Below are 18,242 nucleotides of genomic sequence, written 5' to 3' on the forward strand. Positions count from 1 at the left end.
GTCGGGGGAAACGCGCACTCGGCACACGGGGGCATGCCGGGCGGGGAAAGATCGTGGGGGGATCAGCCGGCGGCCCAGCAGGGGCCTGCTCGGATGTTCCGGAGGGTGGTCCAACGGTCCAGGCCAGCGGATCATTCCCCCGCTAGGGGACCGGGGACGGCCGGTGGTGCTCGGCCGTGCGGGGAATGTAACGACACCGACCCGGAGGGTGTTCCCGGCCGCGGCTACCGGCTCTGGGCCGGCGAGCTACTCGGCGGCGCGGGGGATGTAACGACACCGACCCAGCGGGTGTTCCCGGCCGCGGCTACCGGCTCTGGGCCGGCGAGCTGCTCGGCGGCGCGGGGGGTGTAACGACGCCGGCCTGGCGGCTGTTCCCGGCCGCGGCTACCGGCTCTGGGCCGGCGAGCTGCTCGGCGGTGCGGGGGGTGTAACGACGCCGGCCTGGCGGGTGTTCCCGGCGGCCGGGGCTGCGACCCGGGGGTCGCGACGGCGTGCCAGGTATAACGACCCCGCCCGGCCCGCGATTCCGCCCGCTCGGTGTCACCGACCACAGCATGCCGACGGCCCAAACCCGGACAGACATCGCATCCGTGACGCCGTGCACGGGCCCCACCGGCGTGATCGTCACCAGAGCGCCGATCTGGGGGCGTCCGCGCAGAGGGACGCCCCCACATCACCGGCCGGAGTGGATCACCCGGGCGATCCGGTGTCTCCGGGGAGATGTGGGGGCGTGATCGAGTCGACGTCGGCGATGTCGGGGTGTCCGGGCGTGCGGGATACCCCGATATCGCTGACCTGGAGTCGATCAAAGGGGCGGGCACGATCGTCCGCGCGTGTCCAAGCGCGTTGGACTACCGAAACCGGACAAAATCACAATCCGACGCTCGGTGATCTGCGCAGTATCGGGGATGTTGCTGCCTCAGAACCCGCTGAGGCAGCAACATCCCCGAAAGTGCTCTCTCACCGACCAGGGCGCACCAACCCGAGTGAAGTCTGAGACGGCGCACACGGCGCAAGATCGTGCTCGAACCAGGAAAGAGGGCCCTCGTCGCGCGGCCGAGGCCACTACAACCAGGATCGAGCACGATCATGCCCGCACGGACCTGCCTCGGTTGCCCGGAGGTTGGACCGGCGGGTGGTTAGGCGGAGTCCGCCGCGTCGTTGGCCTGGGCGTGACGTTCCCGCAGTCGCTCCCGGATCTCCTCCGGGGTGTACGCGCGTCGGCGCCGCTCGGCCCGGGCAATGACCACACCGGACGCTGCCACCCCGGCGAGGCCGGCCAGGCCGAGGACCTTCCACCACCGCACTCGTTGCCGCATCGGCCTAGGCTAGTCCCTCATGAGCATCAGCCTGGATGAGGCCGTCGAGTTGACCCGCACCGGTGACGTGTGGGTGTTCCGGGGCCGCAGCGTGCCGGACCGGGCGATCCAGTTCACCACGAACAGTCCGGTCAACCACGTCGGAATGGCCGTCGTGCTGGACGACATGCCGCCGCTGATGTGGCACGCGGAGTTGGGCAAGTCCCTGCCGGACCTGTGGTCGGGCACGCACCAGCGCGGTGTTCAGTTGCACGACCTGCGAGACGCGGTCTGCGTGTGGGCCAACCGGTACGGTCAGCGGGCCTGGCTGCGGCAGCTCGACCCGCCGGCGGAGGGCGAGATGGAACGCGCGGTGCTGCGGACCGTCGCGCGCCTGGACGGCACGCCGTTCCCGTCGACCGCCCAGTTGGCGTGGCGGTGGGTGCGCGGCCGGGTGCCGTCGTTGCCGGGTCCTGGCCGGGCGGCACTCCGAGCCGTATCGCGGGCCGCCCAAGCGGCCTGGATCGATCCCGCTGCTTCGGCCACCCCGACCGGTTCGACCAACGGGGCCACACCGACCGCTTCGACCAACGGGGCCACACCGACCGCTTCGACCGACGGGGTCACCCCGGTCGCTGCGGGCAGTGCGGCCAACCGGGGGACAACTGCCGCTCCGACCAGCGCGGCCGCTCGGGATCGGGCGTTGGAGACGGCGTACTGCGCCGAGGTGGTGGCCGTGACCTACGAGGCGATGGGCCTGCTGCCCGCCGGCAAGCGTCCGAACTGGTACGACCCGGGCCGGTTCTGGAGTGGTGACGACCTGGGGTTGGCCGGGGGCGCCCGACTGGGTACGGAGATCGAGGTGCGGGTCCCGCCCCGCTGAGGCTCGGCCCGAGGTTTGGCCCACCCGGCGCGGGGCAATTGCTGTCCCCGTGAACGCCTCCACGGATCTCGACACGCTGACCGGGTTCTTCGACCGGTACGGCGCCGCGTTGACCTCGGGCGACCTGCCGTCCCTCGGTGGGTGTTACGCCCTACCCGGGTTGGTGGTGGCGGACACGTACAGCTTCTCGTTCACCTCGCTGGCGGCGGTCGCGCTGTCCTTTGTGGGCGCCGCACCCGACTACCAGGACCGGGAGCTGATCGCCGCGCACGCCCGGATCGAGGACGTGCAGGCGGTGTCCGCGCTGCTGACCCTGGTGTCGGTCGAGTGGGAGTTCCTGGACAGCCAGGGGCGTGCGGTGCCGGGGGAGCGGTACCGCTACCTGCTGCGAATCTCGGGTGAGGGGCCGCTGATCTGCACGGTCGTCCGGACGGGCTGACCGCCAGCGGAGCGTCGACGCGCCCGAGCCGTTTTCCGGACGGAGGGGGCCGGTCGGTCTGATCCGTACCCGCCAGGTTTCCGGTCCGCCCGGCGCTGGCTACGCTGTCGCGTCGGTGGGACGAGGGGAGACCTGATGGCGGTGGGGCCGGACGGCGCGGGAGGTCCGCGGACGGCGCGAGTGGTGCTGTCGCTGCCGTGGATCGTGGTGCTGGTGGGCGTCTGCGCGCTGGCGGTGCTGTTGGTGGTCGCGCTGTTGTCGTTCCGTACCCGGGAGCGGGAAAGCGCGCCGCAGGCCGCGCCGCCGGTGTTCCTGCCGACGACGCCGGCTGCCGCGTCGTCGGCCCCGACACCGGGTGGGTTGGAGCGGCGGTCGGCGTCGCCGCGCGCGTCGCGCAGCAGCCGGACGCCGTCGCCGCGCGTCACCACGAAGTCGCCGTCGCCGGGCGCGACGAGCGCCGCGGCCCTGGCGACAAAGGACCCGGCGGTGTCGGCGCAGTACAAGGTCGGCACGGATGGCTGGAACGCGACCGATGCCACGCTGTCGGTGACGAACGGGTCGGACCGGTCGGTGGACTGGCGGGTGGAGTTGGCCTTCGCGGATGACACGCGGGGTCTGCGCGTCAGCGGGGCGGCGGGGATCTCGGTGGCGGCGCAGGGTGACGGCGCGTTCGTGCTCAGCGGCGGAGAGTCGTTGGGTGCGGGGGACACGCAGACCCTGCGGTTGCGGGTCAGTTGGGATGGATCGGCGCAGCGTCCGGTGCGGTGCGTGATCAACGGGGTGGAGTGCCGGCTCAGCTGACCGTGCGTCGGGCGCGTCGCGCGCGACGCCGACGCTTTCCGGGGCGGGCCGTCGATCGCTAGGCTGCCCGGACGGCCCGCTGAGGGAGGTACATGTCCGGCATGCGTCGTGCCCCGCGACCGTCGCACGGTCCGGCGGCCATCGCGTCGTCGCCGTGGATCGTGGTGGGCGCCGGCGTCGTCGTGATGGTGGTCCTGCTCTTCGTGGCGCTGGGCGCGTACCGGGGGCGTAGTCCGGCGCGGGACGGCGGGCCGCCACCGGCGGGTCTGCCGTTGCCGCAGGCGCCGGTGTCGCCGTCCGGGCTGTCGCCGACGCCGCTGCCGCAGAACTCGGCGCTGCTGCCTGGGTTGTCGCCGCGGGCCAGCGGGCTGCCGCCGAGCGCGCCGGTCACGCCGGTCACGTCGCGGCCGTCGACGGTCGGTCCGACGGTGGCGTCGACGTCGGCGCGACCGCCGATCCGGCCGTCGCAGCAGCCGTCGGCGGTGAGCGGACGCTACCGGGTGGTGCAGAGCTTCGACGGTGGTTTCATCGGCGAGGTGCTGATCGTCAACGGGTCCGGTGTGGACCGGGGTTGGACGGTGCGGTTCGAGTTCGCCGGTGGTCGACTGGTGACCACCTGGGTGGAGGGCGTGCCCCAGGGGACGCTGCGGCAGTTCGACGGCGGCTTCACGTACGTCAGCGGGGTGGACGTGCCGGCCGGTGGGTCGGTGGCGCTGCGGTTCCACCTGGAGCGGGCGTCCTCGACGCCGCGCGGGTGCACTGTCGACGGGGCGCGTTGTAGCGGGTTCTGAGCGAGCCTTCCGCAAGTTTGCTGCTCTGTTACGACTTTGTTTGCAAGGTATTGCAGTTCGTTGCGGCAAGGGTTAGCGTGCGGCCAATCACGACCAGAGGAAGGCCGTCGATGAAACCCCCGCCGATACGCCGTACCGCCCTGCTCGCGCTCGTCAGCCTGCTCACCGTCACTCTCGTCGGCGCGCCGGCCACCGCCGGTCCACTCGGCGCCAACGCCGACCCCCGGCCGTCCAGCGCCGAATCCCGGACCGCGGCCGGCGCGGTCCAATGGCGCGACGAGCCCAGCGCCGACGCGTTGCTGGCCGCGGGCGCCGACACCGCGCGTGCCGAGCAGTTCTACTTCGTCCTGCCGGACCGGTTCGCCAACGGCGACCGCCGCAACGACTCCGGCAGGCTCACCGGCGACCGGCTGCGCACCGGTCTCGACCCGGCCGACAAGGGCTTCTACCACGGCGGTGACCTCAAGGGCGTGATCGACAAGCTGGCCTACATCCAGGGCCTGGGCACCACCGCCATCTGGCTCGCCCCGATCTTCAAGAACCGCCCGGTGCAGGGCGAGGGGAACGACATCTCCGCCGGCTACCACGGTTACTGGATCACCGACTTCACCCAGGTCGACCCGCACTTCGGCACGAACGCCCAGCTCAAGGAGCTGGTCTCGCTGGCGCACCGGCGAGGCATCAAGGTCTATCTCGACGTGGTGGTCAACCACACCGCCGACGTCATCAGGTACGCCGAGGACCGCTACGCCTACGTGGACAAGGCGACCTCGCCGTACACGGACGCGCGGGGGCGGGCCTTCGAGGACCGCAACTACGCCGACGGCAGCCGGGACTTCCCGACCGTCGACGCGAACGCCGGCCCGTACACGCCGGTCCTTCCCGAGCCGGGTGACGCGACGGTGAAGGTGCCGGCCTGGCTCAACGACGCCAGCATGTACCACAACCGGGGCGACTCCACGTTCGCCGGCGAGAACAGCGAGTACGGCGACTTCTTCGGTCTCGACGACCTGTGGACCGAACGGCCCGAGGTGGTCCAGGGGATGACCAAGGCGTACGGGGACTGGATCGGCGCGACCGGCGTCGACGGGTTCCGGCTGGACACCGTCAAGCACGTCAACATGGACTTCTGGCCGCAGTTCACCCGGGGCGTCGAGCGGGCCGCCGAGACGGCCGGCAGACGCGACTTCTTCGTCTTCGGCGAGGTGTACAGCGCCGATCCGGAGGTCACCTCGACGTACGTGCGCCGCGGCGGCCTGCCGGCCACCCTCGACTTCGCGTTCCAGGAGGCCGCGCGGGGCTACACGGCGGGTGCCGGCTCGGCGAAGGCCCTCGCCGACGTGTACGCCCGGGACGACCTCTACGCCGCTCGGGACACCGACGCCGGCCGGCTGACGACCTTCCTCGGCAACCACGACATGGGCCGGATCGGGTCGTTCATCGCCGGCGGCGGCACCGACCCGGCCAGTCACCTGCGCCGCGACCAGCTCGCCCACCAGCTCATGTTCCTCACCCGCGGCCAGCCGGTGATCTACTCCGGTGACGAGCAGGGCTTCACCGGCCCCGGTGGGGACAAGGACGCCCGGCAGGACATGTTCGCCTCGAAGGTGCCCGACTACCTCGACGACGACCTGCTCGGCACCGACCGCACCCACGCCAGCGACCAGTTCGACACCGCCCACCCGCTGTACCGGACGATCGCCGAGCTGGGCCGGCTGCGCCAGGCGCACCCCGCGCTGCGCGACGGCATCCAGGTCACCCGGTACGCCGCCGACGGTCCCGGCGTGTTCGCCGCCTCCCGCGTCGCGCCCGCTGACCGGACCGAGTACCTCGTCGCGGTGAACAACGCCGCGACCGCGCAGACTGTCAGCGTGGACACCTGGTCGGCCGGCGCCACCTTCACCGGCATCTACGGCGCTTCCGCCAGCGCGAAGGCGGGCGGCGACGGGAAGGTCACGCTGACCGTGCCGCCGCTGTCGGCGGCCGTGTACCGCGCGGGCAGCCCCATCGTCCGGCCGAGCGGCACGCCGACCATCACCATCACCACCCCCGCGCCGGACGCGTCGGTGGCGACCCGCGCGGCGGTCACCGCACAGGTGACCGGCGACCCGCTGTCGACCGTCACGGTGGCGGCCCGGGTCGGCGGCGGCCGGTGGACGTTGCTGGGCAGCGCGGACCACGCGCCGTACACCGTGCACCACGACCTGGACGGGCTGGCCGGCGGCACCCGCGTCGAGTACCGCGCGGTCGTCCGGGACGGCCGGGGCCGCACCGCCACCGCCCGGTCCGTCGCGGTCGTCGGCACGCCCGAGCTGGGTGGATCCCGGGAGTGGGCGGTGGTGCACTACCAGCGCCCGGCCGGGGGGTACGACGACTGGGGGCTGTACGCCTGGGGCGACATCGACCCGGCGTACGTCACCGAGTGGCCCACGGGGCAACCGTTCGCCGGGGAGGACTCCTACGGCCGGTTCGCCTGGGTGAAGCTCAAGCCGGGCGCGAAGTCGGTGGGCTTCGTGGTGGTCGACAAGAACGGCACCAAGGACGTCGCCCAGGACCGCAGTATCGACGTGAGCGCCACCGGTGAGATCTGGCTCAAGCAGGGTGACCCGGCGATCTACCCGAGCAGGCAGGCGGCCACCGGCCAGTCGGACCCGCCCGTCGAGGAGGGCACCGCGGTGATCCACTACCGGCGGGCCGACGGCACCTACGACGGCTGGGGTCTGCACCTGTGGGACGGCGCGGCCAACCCGACCGACTGGGCCACCCCGCTCGCGCCCACGTCGACCGACGCGTTCGGCGCGGTGTTCCGGGTGCCGCTGGCGGCCGGGGCCACCGGGCTGAACTACATCCTGCACAAGGGCGACACCAAGGACCTGCCCGACGACCAGCGGCTCGACTTCGCCAGCGCCGGACGGGAGGTGTGGCTGCTCGCCGGCACCCCGGGGCGGCTGCTGCCGTCGACCGCGACCAGCGCCGGCGGGGACACCGACATCGGCAAGCAGAAGGCGCACTGGATCGACAGGTCCACGGTGGCCTGGCAGACCCCACCTACCGACGGTCGGGTGTACGCCCTGGTGGCCGCCCCGGCCGGCGGGGTGAGCGTCGTCGACGGGGAGCTGTCCGGGGCGTACACCAGTCTGCCGTTGCGCGCGCAGCGCAACGGGCTCACCGAGGCCCAGCGCGCGGCGTTCCCGCACCTGTGGTCCCACCGGGCCTTCACCCTCGACCGCGGTGACCTGGCGAAGGTGCCGGCGGCGCTGCGCGGACAGCTGCTGGTCACCGAGCGCGACGCCCAGGGCAAGCTGCTCGCCGCGACCGGCGTGCAGATCCCCGGCGTGCTCGACGACGTGTACTCCCGGGCCACCAAGGTCACGCTCGGCCCGACCTTCGCCGGCCGGACGCCGAGCCTCGCGCTCTGGGCGCCGACCGCCCGGACGGTGGAGCTGGAACTGTTCGACTCGCCCACGGCCGCGCCGACGACGGTGGCGATGCGCCGCGACGACCGCACCGGCGTCTGGTCGGTACGCGGCAGCCACGCCTGGACGGGGAAGTACTACCGCTACCGGGTGCAGGCGTGGCAGCCGGCCGCGCAGCGGATAGTCACCGCGTCGGTCACCGACCCGTACTCGGTGTCCCTCGCGGCGGACTCGACGCACAGCCAGCTCGTTGATCTCGACGACGCGGCGCTGGCCCCGCCGGGCTGGCGGACGCTGCGCAAGCCGGCCGCGGTGCCGGCCTCGAAGGCGCAGATCTCCGAGCTGTCGGTGCGTGACTTCTCCATCGCCGACGACACCGTGCCGGCGCAGCGGCGGGGCACGTTCCTGGCGTTCACCGACCCGGGGACCGCCGGCATGAAACACCTGCGGGCGCTCGGCGACGCCGGCGTCACCCACCTGCACCTGCTGCCGGCGTTCGACTTCGCCACCATCCCCGAGAAGCGGGCCGACCAGCGCCAGCCGGCCTGTGACCTGGCGGCGCTGCCGCCGGACTCGGACCAGCAGCAGACGTGCGTCGCGGCCGTCGCCGACACCGACGGCTACAACTGGGGGTACGACCCGCTGCACTACACCGTTCCGGAGGGCGGCTACGCCCTCGACCCGAGCGGGGCGGCGCGGACCACCGAGTTCCGTCGCATGGTGGCCGGAGTGAACGACGCCGGCCTGCGGGTGGTCATGGACGTGGTCTACAACCACACGGCGGCGGCCGGCGTCGACCCCAGGTCGGTGCTCGACCAGGTGGTGCCCGGCTACTACCACCGGCTGCTCGACGACGGCACCGTGGCCAACTCCACCTGCTGCGCGAACACCGCGCCCGAGCACGCGATGATGGGCAAGCTGGTGGTCGACTCGCTGGTCACCTGGGCCAGGCAGTACAAGGTGGACGGTTTCCGGTTCGACCTGATGGGCCACCACCCCAAGGCGAACATCCTGGCCGTCCGGGCGGCCCTGGATCGGCTCACCGTCGCCGGTGACGGCGTGGACGGCAAGGCGATCATGCTGTACGGCGAGGGCTGGAACTTCGGCGAGGTCGCCAACGACGCCCGGTTCGAGCAGGCCACCCAGGCCAACATGGCCGGCACGGGCATCGGCACGTTCAACGACCGGCTGCGCGACGCTGTGCGCGGTGGCGGCCCGTTCGACGCCAACCCGCGCGTGCAGGGCTTCGCCTCCGGGCTCTACACCGACCCCAACGGCGATGAGGTGAACGGGTCGGCGGCCGAGCAGAAGGCCCGCCTGCTGCACGCCCACGACCTGATCAAGGTGGGCCTCACCGGCAACCTGCGGGACTACCGGTTCACCGACACCTCCGGGCGCACGGTCACCGGGGCCCAGGTGGACTACAACGGCTCGCCGGCCGGTTACACCGCCGCGCCGGGGGAGGCCGTCACCTACGTCGACGCGCACGACAACGAGATCCTGTACGACGCGTTGGCGTACAAGCTGCCGCAGGGCACCAGCGCGGCGGACCGGTCCCGGATGCAGGTGCTGGCGCTGAGCACGGTGGTGCTGGGGCAGGGCGCCGGGTTCGTCACCGCCGGCACGGAACGGCTGCGGTCGAAGTCGCTGGACCGCAACTCGTTCAACTCCGGTGACTGGTTCAACCAGATCCGCTGGGACTGCGCCAGCGGCAACGGGTTCGGCGTCGGCCTGCCACCGGCGCAGGACAACCAGGACAAGTGGCCGTACGCGAAGCCGCTGCTGGCCGACCCGGCCCTGGTGCCCGACTGTGCGGCGATCGGCACCACCGACGCCCGGTACGCCGAGCTGCTGCGCGTCCGGGCGTCGTCGCCGGTGTTCGGGCTGGGCAGCGCCGAGCAGGTGCAGCGACGGGTGGCCTTCCCCCTGTCCGGCGAGTCGGAGACCCCGGGCGTGCTGACCATGACGCTGGACGCGCGTGGTCTCGGCGGGGCGTGGACCGCGCTGACCGTCGTCTTCAACAGCACTCCGGAGACGGCGACGCAGACGGTGACCGGTCTGCGGGGCGCGGACGTGTCGCTGCACCCGGTGCTGGTCAACTCGGCCGACCCGGCGCTGCGGACGTCGTCGTTCGACCGGGCGTCCGGCACCTTCACGGTGCCGGCGCGCAGCGTGGCGGTGTTCGTCCAGAAGTGAGCGGGGACCGGCCCCCTCCCGCGTCGCGGAAGGGGGCCGGTCCGTGTGGTGCGTCGTGCTCCGTGCTCTTGATCAGGCGAAGCAGTTCTCGATGGCGCCGCCCGGGATGGCCAGGCAGTTCGTCGGGCGGTTCGCGGTGATGGCGGACTTGTCGTCCACGTTCACCGGCCCGAAGAAGGTGAACACACCGCCCGGCGCGAAGGTCGAGAAGTTGTTGGCGACCTTCGTCTTCGACAGGTTGACCTCGCCGAAGATGTTGAAGATGCCGCCGCCGACCCCGATCGGGCCGATGGCCCGGTTGCCGACGACCTCGCTGTTGCGCAGCGTGAGGATGCTGCCGGCGTTGAAGACCCCGCCGCCGAAGAAGCCGGCGGTGTTCTCCTTGATCCAGCTGTCCTCGACGGTCACCGCGCTGTCGAAGGCGATGGCGAGACCGCCACCGACCCCGGCGGTGCTGTTCTTCGCGACCGTCACCTTGTGCAGGTTCAGCTGGCTGTCCGCCGCCGCCAGACCACCACCGGCGAGGACCGCCGTGTTCGAGGTGATCTCGGTGTCGTACGCGGTGGTGTTGCCCTCGATGTCGAGGTAGCCGCCGCCGAAGCCCAGCGTCTCGTTGTCGCTGATCACGGTCTTCTTGAGCTCGACCGTGCCGCCGTCGACGTCCTCGGTGAAGATCTCCGCGGCGCCGTTGGAGATGCCGCCACCGCCGATGATCGCGGTGTTGTCCTTGATCTTCGACTCCTCGACCTTGAGCAGGCCGGCGTTGAAGACACCGCCACCGAAGAAGAAGGCGGTGTTGCCCGCGACGGTGCTGTGCCAGATCTTCGTGGTGCCGAAGTTGGCCACACCGCCGCCGTTGCCGCCGGACTGGTTGAGGACGACCTCGGACTCGATGATCTCGGCGGAGCCGCCCGGCTGCACCAGGATGCCCGCGCCGTCGGTGTCACCCGGCTCCTCGACGAGCGGCGTGACGGCGCCCGGCGCCGCCTTCGTGGCGGCCTTCGCGGTCGCCTTCGGCGCGGCCTTCAGGCCGGCCTTCGGGTTGGCCTGCCGCGCGGTGAGGGCCTGGTCCAGCGGAACGCCGGCCTTCACCTGCGCCGCGATCGCCTCGGAGTCCGAGTAGGACGCCCAGACGGCCGCCGGCTCGACGGCGCTCAACAGTTCGAGGGTCTGACCACCCTTGACGGTCAGGCCCTTGATGGTGAGGTGTCCGCCAGGACCGACGTTGAGGATCCGGAAGTAGTCGGCCGTGGCCTCACGGGCGATGGTGGTGTGCTCGCCCTTGAGGGTGATGTTCTCGGTGATGACCGGCAGACCGTTGCCCTGGTAGTCGTTGCGGCTCAGGTTGTAGGTGCAGCCCTTGGCCAGCTCCAGCACACCGCCGTGCTTGTTGTTGGCGAACACGATCGCCTGGATCAGCTTGTCGGTGTCGCAGGGCACCTCCTTCCCACGCTCGTGGTCCTTGTCCCGGTCCTTGTCCTTGTCCTTGTTCTGGTCCTTGTCCCAGTCACGACCCTCGTCACCGTGCTGGTCGCCGTCCTTGCTCACCTGCGCGGTGTTCCAGTTCAGGCCGACCGCCCCGGCGCTGCCCGCGACGCCCACCGCCGCGAGACTGATCACGCCCGTCAGACCGGCCACGCCGCTGGCGAGCCAGAGCTTGCGGCGGCTCTTGGCCGTCGCCCGCCCGGAGGCTTCGTTGTTCGTTAGGTAGTTGGACATCGGAGCTCTCTGCCCTCTCCTCGTACCAGACAGGGTCGCCGCCCTCAGACGGTCGTCCCCTGCTACAAATCGGTTGTAGCTCCCAAAAACACCGTATGAGAATGTTCCTCGCCTCGGGGGTGTATCCGAAACAACCCCACATTAGGTTCATGTTGCCCCCAGCGAGGACCGGACGGACACACCCCTGCCCAAGTCGGCCTGTGGGCCCGTGACCTGCCCAAATGGGTACGCCCCTCCGAGCCGGTGACGGCTCGGAGGGGCGTTCTATGTGGTTCAGCCCCACCCGGTCAGGCGAAGCAGTCCAGAACGTTGAAGCAGTTGGTCGGACGGTTGGCGGTGACTGCGGACTCGTCGTCCAGCGTCACGGTGCCGCCGAGGCTGTTGAAGATGCCTCCCGGCTCAAGGGTGGAGAAGTTGTACGCCACCTTCGTCCGGTGGAGCGTGACCTCGCTGCCCTCGGTGTTGAGGATGCCGCCGCCCCGGGCGAACGGGCCGATGGCCCGGTTGCCGACGACCTCGCTGTCGCGCAGCGTCGTGCGGCTCTCGTCGTTGAAGAGGCCAGCGCCGGCGGACCCCGCGGTGTTGTCCTTGATGGCGGTGTCCTCGATCGTCGCGGTGCTGTCGGAGACGACCGCCACACCGCCACCGTCGCGGCCAGCGCTGTTCCTGGCCACCGTGGCGTGCTTGAGGGTGAGCTGACTGTCGGCCACGGCAACGCCGCCCCCGTCGAGCACCGCCGTGTTGTCGGTGACCTTCGTGTCGTGCAGGGTCGTGGTGCCCTCGACGTCCAGGACGCCGCCGCCGAAGCCGAGCGTCTCGTTGTCGGTGATCTCGCTCTTGTAGACCCAGACCGCACCGCCGTCGACGGACTCGGTGAAGATCTCGGCCGCGCCGTTGGCGATGCCGCCACCACCGATGATCCCGGTGTTGTCCTTGATCTTCGACTCGTCGACCTGGAGCACGCCGGCGTTGAAGATGCCACCGCCGAAGAAGAAGGCGGTGTTGTGTGCGACCGTGGTCTTGCTGAGCCTGGTGCTGCCGAAGTTGGCCAGCCCGCCGCCGTTGCTGCCGGACTGGTTGTAGAGCAGCTCACTGTCCAGGATCTCGGCCCGACCCCCAGGCTGTACGAGCACCCCGGCGCCGTCGTTGAACCCGGGCTCCTCCACCAGCGGCGCAACCTGAGCTCCGGTCGCCGCCGCCGCCGTCGTCGGGGCCGGGGCGGTTGCCGCTGCCGGCTTGGCTGCGGTTCCGGTTGCCGGCTTGGCGGCCGCGGCCTTGATCGCCTTGGCCGTTGTCGCTGCCGGCTTCGCTGCGGCTGCCGCCTTGGTCGCTGCTGTGGGCTCCGCCGCCTTGCTCGCTCCCGGCTTGGCGGCAGCGCCCTTGACCGCCGCGCCCTTGACCGCCGCCTGCTTGGTCGTTGCCTGCTTGGCCGCCGTCTGCTTGGCCGCCGTCGGCTTGGCCGTCGTTGTAGTCGGCTTGGCTGCCGCTGCGGTGGACGTCGCCGACTTCGCCGCCGCCGCCGTGGCCGGCTGGGCTGCGGCGCCCGCTGCGGTGGTGGCCGCCGGCTTACCCGTGGCCGGCGTGGTCCGGACCGAGGTCGCGTACGGCCCCCAGACCGTCGCCGGCTCCACGGTCATCGCCCGCTGGATGGTCTGCCCACCCTTGATGCTCAGGCCCTTGAGGGTGAGCTGCCCACCCGGTCCGACGTTCAGGATGCGGAAGTAGTCGGCGGTGGCCGCACGACCGATGGTCGTGTGCTCGCCCTTGAGCGTGATGGGTTCGGTGATCACCGGGAGGCCGTTGCCGTCCTGGTTGCGGGTCAGGGTGTACGTGCAGCCCTTGGCCAGCTCCAGCACACCGCCGTCGCCGTCGTTGGCGAAGGTGATCGCCTGGATCAGCTTGTCCGAGTCGCAGGGCACCTGCTTGGTGCGATCCTTCTCGTCCCGCTTGTCGTCCTTGCCGGCGTGGTCGTCGCTGCCGCTCCAGTCGTCGCCGCTCCACTCGTCGTTGCCACCGTTCTCCTCGCCGCCGTTCTCCTTGCCGCCGTCGGCGTTCGCGTCGGCGTCGCTGACGTTCTGCCGGTTGGTCGACGGCTGGGCGTCGGACACCCGGGCGGAGGTGGGTTTGTCGTCCCGTGCGGCCACGCCACCGAGGGCGGCCAGGCCGACCACCCCGGTCAGGCCCGCGACGCCGGCAACCCACAGGGCCCGTCGTCGTCGTGTTGGCGGAGCCGTCGAGGCCCCGCCGTCGGTACTCGTTACGTCGTTGGACATCAGAGCCTTCCGCCTCTCCTGCTACCAGACGGGGTCGCACCGCCCGCAGCGCCACGACCAGCTACAAATCGGTTGCAGCCTCCGATGTCCACCGTATGAGAACTATCTTCGCGAGGCGGACGTATCCGAGAAAACCCCGCATACGCCTCAAGTTAGGGCACGAGCCCGTAACGGTCCGGGGCGACAGGAAGGGGTGTGAGCAGCCCAAACGCCACGAGGCGCCCCTTGCCGTCCGGCGTGGGGCGCTTGGCGGTGCCGCTGGTGGTGATCGGCTCGGGTTCCTGGAAAACGCGCTCTCCGAGCGGGTCGGAAACCCCGACATCAAGGAGGTCGAGTGGATCTAGCCCGGTAGCAGGCATGATCCACTCCAGTGCGCCGATGGCGCGGTATCCCGGCGTCTGGATACCCCAAGCTCGGTGATCTGGAGTGGATCAACGCGCCGGCCACGGCCGGTGGCCCGGCACCCGCCGGCCACGAGTCCAGATCGAGGCCCGAGGCCCGAGGCCAGGCCCAGACCCAGGCCCGGACATCGGCCAGGCCCAAGCCCAGGCCCGGACATCGGCCAGGCCCAGGGATCGGCCAGGCCCAGGCCAAGCCCGGACATCGGCCAAGCCCGGACATCGGCCAGGCCCAGGCCCAGGCCAAGCCCGGACATCGGCCAAGCCCGGACATCGGCCAGGCCCAGGCCCAGGCCCAGGCCAGGCCCGGACTAGGTCCAGGCACTGGCCCAGGTCTATGCCGAGGCGGCGACCCCAGGGGCTCGGGGGCGAGGTCGAGGGGTGGGGCTTGGGTCAGCCGGGCAGACGGGGCCCGGCTTCGCGCTGCTCGGCCAGCCAGGTCTCCACCTCGTCGGAGGTGCGCGGCAGGCCAGCCGACAGGTTGACCGCGCCGGTCGCGGTGACCAGGACGTCGTCCTCGATGCGGATGCCGATGCCGCGCAGTTCGGCGGGGACCAGCTCGTCCTCGGGCTGGAAGTAGAGACCCGGCTCCACGGTGAGCACGTAGCCCTCGCCCAGGGCGCCGTCGCGGTACGTCTCCTTGCGGGCGTTCGAGCAGTCGTGGACGTCGATGCCGAGCATGTGGCCGAAGCCGTGCAGCGTCCAGCGCCGGTAGACCGACGACTTCTCGTCCATGGCCTCGTCCACGCTCACCGGCAGCAGGCCCAGGTCGGACAGGCCCTCGGCGAGCACCCGCATACAGGTCAGGTGGACGTCCTTGAACTTCACGCCGGGGCGGATGGCGTCCATGCCGGCCTGCTGTGAGGCGTACACGATGTCGTAGACCTGGCGTTGCAGGGCGGTGAACCGGCCGTCGACCGGCAGCACCCGGGTCACGTCGGCGGTGTAGAGGTTGCGCCCTTCGACCCCCATGTCCATGAGCAGCAGATCACCCGGGCGGGTGGCGCCGTGGTTGTGCACCCAGTGCAGGATCGTGGCGTGCTCGCCCGCGCCGACGATCGAGCCGTACCCGACGTCGTTGCCGTCGTGCCGCGCGCGCAGCGCGAAGATGCCCTCCAGCAGGCGCTCCGAGACGGCGCGGTCGGCCGGCAGGACGCGGGCCACGTCCTCGAAGCCCCGGACGGTGGCGTCGATCGCGTCCTGGAGCTGGCCGATCTCCCACTCGTCCTTGACCAGCTTCAGCTCCGAGATGGCGATGGCCAGCTCCCGGTCGCGGGCCGGCTGACCCTCGGCGCGCGGCCCGTCGTAGGGGCGCACGGCCGCGTCCACCTGGGCGTCGAAACCGCGCAACACCCGGGTACGCCCCGGAGCGAGGTCGGCCAGCGCCGCTTCCAGCCCGGTCAGGTCGGCGGTGGGCAGGTCCAGTTCGGTGGACTTCTCGCCGAGGGTGTGCCGCCGGCCCACCCACAGCTCGCCGTGCCGGCTGCGGAAGAACTCGTCGGTCTCCCGGGACGAGCGGGGCCGCATGTACAGCGTCGCGTCGTGGCCCGAGCCGTTCGGGCGCAGCACCAGCACGCTGTCCGGGTCGTGGTCACCGGTCAGGTAGGCGAAGTCGCTGCCCGGCCGGAACGGGTACGCGGTGTCGTTGGCACGGACCTTCTCGCCGCCGGTCGGGATGACCAGCGTCTCGCCCGGGAAGGCCGCGGAGAGCGCAGCCCGCCGCTTGGCGTAGTTGGGGATCTCTGGACGCGGCGTGACCGGGAGTTCGGTGTCGCGCCAGCCCTGCCGCATGAACGACAGGAACGCCTCCGGGAAGTCCGGATCGTGCGATTCCGTGCCGTCTGTCGGCGTACCCTCGGTGCTTTTGCGTTCCTCGGTCATTGCGCCGCTCCCCTCCGCTCGTGGCTGGTCCCGACGGTACCGCGCGCCCGGTTCGCGGTGGTGGCGGCCGGGAGCGCCCCGAACGACGGACGGCTGCGACGGGCCGACGGAGCGCGTGGAAAGATGACGACCATGTGCGGACTCCTGGCCTTCTTCAGCGCGAACGGCAACGCCGCCGCGCACCGCGACCACATCGCCGGAGCATTGGAATGCCTGCACCACCGCGGCCCGGACGAGACAGGGGTCGAGGTGGTCGGCGACGCGTCCGGCCGGTACGCGGACGGAGTGTTCGCCCACAAGCGGCTCGCCATCATCGACGTCGCGTCGAGTCACGAGCCGCTGCCCTACGCGAACGGCCGTTACCTGCTGACCTTCAACGGTGAGATCTACAACTACATCGAGCTGCGCGACGAGCTGATCCGGGACTTCGGCGCGCAGTTCGCCACCGCCGGTGACGGCGAGGTGATCGTCGCCGGCTACCACTACTGGGGCGAGCAGGTGCTCACCCGGCTGCGCGGCATGTTCGCCTTCGTCATCTGGGACCGGCAGGAGCGGCGCGCGTTCGGCGCCCGCGACTACTTCGGCATCAAGCCGCTGCACTACCTGGAGACCGCCGACGGCCTCTACCTGGCGTCGGAGAAGAAGGCGCTGCTGCCGTTCGCGCACAGCAACTACCAGGGCGACGCGGGCGTGGACGCGGCGAACCTGAGTCACTACCTGACCCTGCAGTACGTGCCGGAGCCCGGCACGCTGCACAAGGGCATCAGCCGGATCGGCTCGGGCGAGTACCTGACCTGGACCCCGGGCGGGCGGATCGACGTACGGCGGTGGTACCGGCCGGTGTTCCGGCCGGCGCCGGTCGACGATGAGCAGAAGCTGTACCACGAGATCCGCGAGACGCTGCGCGAGAGCGTTCGCATGCACATGCGCTCGGACGTGCCGGTCGGCTCGTTCCTGTCCAGCGGCATCGACTCGACCGCCGTGGTCGCGCTGGCCCGCGAGTTCAACCCGAACATCCTGACCTTCACCGTCGGCTACGACGTCCCGGGTTACTCCGAGATCGACGTCGCGCAGGACTCGGCGCGGCACCTGGACGTCACCACCATCCCCACCAAGATCGGTCCGCAGGACATGATCGACGCGCTGCCGAAGATCGTCTGGCACCTGGACGACCCGGTGGCCGACCCGGCGCTGGTGCCGCTCTACTTCGTGGCGAAGAAGGCCGCCGAGCACGTCACGGTGGTGCTCTCCGGTGAGGGGGCCGACGAGTTCTTCGGCGGTTACACGATCTACCGGGAGCCGCTGTCGCTGGGCACCGTCAACGGCCTGCCCGGTGGGGTGCAGAAGGGGCTGCGGGCGGTCTCCAAGGCCATCCCGCAGGGGGTCAAGGGCAAGAGCTTCCTCGAGCGGGGCACCACGCCGATCGAGGAGCGCTACTACGGCAACGCGCGGATGTTCACCGAGGAGGAGAAGCAGCACCTGATGCGTCGCTACGACCCCTCGGTGCGCTACACCGACGTGACCGCCCCGATCTACGCCGAGTGCACCGAGCTGGACGACGTCACCAAGATGCAGTACGTCGACCTCTACACCTGGCTGCGCGGCGACATCCTGGTCAAGGCCGACCGGATCTCGATGTCGCACTCGCTGGAGGTGCGGGTGCCGTTCCTCGACCGCGAGGTGTTCGACGTCGCGGCGAAGATCCCGGTGGACCTGAAGCTGCCGCCGCGCTCCGACGCCACCAAGTACGCGATGCGTCAGGCGTTGCAGGGCGTTGTCCCGCCGGCGATCGTCAACCGCAAGAAGCTGGGCTTCCCGACCCCGACCCGGGTGTGGCTGCGCGGCGAGATGTACGAGTGGGCCCGGCACGTGCTGAGCACCTCGGGCGCGGGTGATCTGCTCGACCTGTCGTACGCGCTGCGGCTGCTCGACGAGCACAAGCGGGAGGAGTTCGACCACTCCCGCAAGGTGTGGACGGTGCTGATCTTCTGCATCTGGCACGCCATCTTCGTGGCCAAGACGCTCGACCCGGGCATCCAGCGCAACCAGTCGGCCCTGCTGACAAAGCCGGTAGTCGGCTCCATGGTCCGCTAACCGCGCACCCACCCCGCACCCACCCTGTCGATCAAGAGGTTTGCGTCACCGGA

General features: G+C 71.0%; 10 protein-coding genes. 6 read left to right on the forward strand and 4 right to left on the reverse strand.

Going from position 1 to position 18,242, the window contains the following annotated elements:
- Positions 1-1,139: 1,139 nt before the first annotated feature.
- The gene (locus AB0J36_RS24440; protein WP_357128614.1) at positions 1,140-1,319 is read right to left on the reverse strand and encodes a hypothetical protein; all 180 of its coding nucleotides are present in this window, start codon (positions 1,317-1,319) and stop codon (positions 1,140-1,142) included.
- A gap of 19 nt (positions 1,320-1,338) precedes the next feature.
- Between AB0J36_RS24440 and AB0J36_RS24445 the strand changes: the two genes are divergently transcribed.
- The 5 genes from AB0J36_RS24445 to pulA all read left to right on the forward strand — a co-directional run bounded on the left by AB0J36_RS24445 (position 1,339) and on the right by pulA (position 9,824).
- Positions 1,339-2,181: a hypothetical protein gene (locus tag AB0J36_RS24445; protein WP_357397075.1), complete on the forward strand. Its 843-nt coding sequence runs from the start codon at positions 1,339-1,341 to the stop codon at positions 2,179-2,181.
- A gap of 49 nt (positions 2,182-2,230) precedes the next feature.
- A complete protein-coding gene (locus AB0J36_RS24450; RefSeq protein WP_357128053.1) occupies positions 2,231-2,620 on the forward strand; it encodes a hypothetical protein in 390 nt (129 codons plus the stop codon).
- 135 nt (positions 2,621-2,755) lie between these two features.
- Positions 2,756-3,421 (forward strand): hypothetical protein, encoded by a 666-nt coding sequence (locus AB0J36_RS24455; RefSeq protein ID WP_357397079.1) that lies wholly within the window; start codon positions 2,756-2,758, stop codon positions 3,419-3,421.
- A 92-nt stretch (positions 3,422-3,513) separates the two neighbouring features.
- Positions 3,514-4,212 (forward strand): cellulose binding domain-containing protein, encoded by a 699-nt coding sequence (locus AB0J36_RS24460; protein ID WP_357397083.1) that lies wholly within the window; start codon positions 3,514-3,516, stop codon positions 4,210-4,212.
- A gap of 110 nt (positions 4,213-4,322) precedes the next feature.
- Positions 4,323-9,824: a pullulanase-type alpha-1,6-glucosidase gene (gene pulA / locus AB0J36_RS24465; protein ID WP_363661151.1), complete on the forward strand. Its 5,502-nt coding sequence runs from the start codon at positions 4,323-4,325 to the stop codon at positions 9,822-9,824.
- A gap of 72 nt (positions 9,825-9,896) precedes the next feature.
- On the opposite strand, the gene AB0J36_RS24470 is transcribed toward pulA, so the two are convergent.
- The 3 genes from AB0J36_RS24470 to AB0J36_RS24480 form a co-directional block, all read right to left on the reverse strand.
- A complete protein-coding gene (locus AB0J36_RS24470; protein WP_357128065.1) occupies positions 9,897-11,543 on the reverse strand; it encodes a hypothetical protein in 1,647 nt (548 codons plus the stop codon).
- Between the two features lie 287 nt (positions 11,544-11,830).
- Positions 11,831-13,816 carry a right-handed parallel beta-helix repeat-containing protein gene (locus tag AB0J36_RS24475; RefSeq protein ID WP_357397089.1) on the reverse strand — a complete coding sequence of 662 codons (1,986 nt, stop codon included), beginning with the start codon at positions 13,814-13,816 and terminating at the stop codon, positions 11,831-11,833.
- 791 nt (positions 13,817-14,607) lie between these two features.
- A complete protein-coding gene (locus tag AB0J36_RS24480) occupies positions 14,608-16,095 on the reverse strand; it encodes an aminopeptidase P family protein (protein ID WP_357128071.1) in 1,488 nt (495 codons plus the stop codon).
- A gap of 132 nt (positions 16,096-16,227) precedes the next feature.
- On the opposite strand from AB0J36_RS24480, the gene asnB reads away from it, so the two are divergent.
- Positions 16,228-18,189 carry an asparagine synthase (glutamine-hydrolyzing) gene (gene asnB, locus AB0J36_RS24485; RefSeq protein WP_357128568.1) on the forward strand — a complete coding sequence of 654 codons (1,962 nt, stop codon included), beginning with the start codon at positions 16,228-16,230 and terminating at the stop codon, positions 18,187-18,189.
- Positions 18,190-18,242: the final 53 nt, after the last annotated feature.

This window comes from Micromonospora sp. NPDC049662 (assembly GCF_040675055.1).
Lineage (GTDB): Bacteria > Actinomycetota > Actinomycetes > Mycobacteriales > Micromonosporaceae > Micromonospora.

What these genes read in the sequence shown, in the direction of transcription:
- AB0J36_RS24455 (WP_357397079.1), top strand. Translation starts at nt 2,756, where the DNA reads ATGGCGGTGGGGCCGGACGGCGCGGGAGGTCCGCGGACGGCGCGAGTG.
- AB0J36_RS24470 (WP_357128065.1), bottom strand. Translation starts at nt 11,543, where the DNA reads ATGTCCAACTACCTAACGAACAACGAAGCCTCCGGGCGGGCGACGGCC.
- AB0J36_RS24475 (WP_357397089.1), bottom strand. Translation starts at nt 13,816, where the DNA reads ATGTCCAACGACGTAACGAGTACCGACGGCGGGGCCTCGACGGCTCCG.
- AB0J36_RS24460 (WP_357397083.1), top strand. Translation starts at nt 3,514, where the DNA reads ATGTCCGGCATGCGTCGTGCCCCGCGACCGTCGCACGGTCCGGCGGCC.
- asnB (WP_357128568.1), top strand. Translation starts at nt 16,228, where the DNA reads ATGTGCGGACTCCTGGCCTTCTTCAGCGCGAACGGCAACGCCGCCGCG.
- pulA (WP_363661151.1), top strand. Translation starts at nt 4,323, where the DNA reads ATGAAACCCCCGCCGATACGCCGTACCGCCCTGCTCGCGCTCGTCAGC.
- AB0J36_RS24445 (WP_357397075.1), top strand. Translation starts at nt 1,339, where the DNA reads ATGAGCATCAGCCTGGATGAGGCCGTCGAGTTGACCCGCACCGGTGAC.
- AB0J36_RS24440 (WP_357128614.1), bottom strand. Translation starts at nt 1,319, where the DNA reads ATGCGGCAACGAGTGCGGTGGTGGAAGGTCCTCGGCCTGGCCGGCCTC.
- AB0J36_RS24480 (WP_357128071.1), bottom strand. Translation starts at nt 16,095, where the DNA reads ATGACCGAGGAACGCAAAAGCACCGAGGGTACGCCGACAGACGGCACG.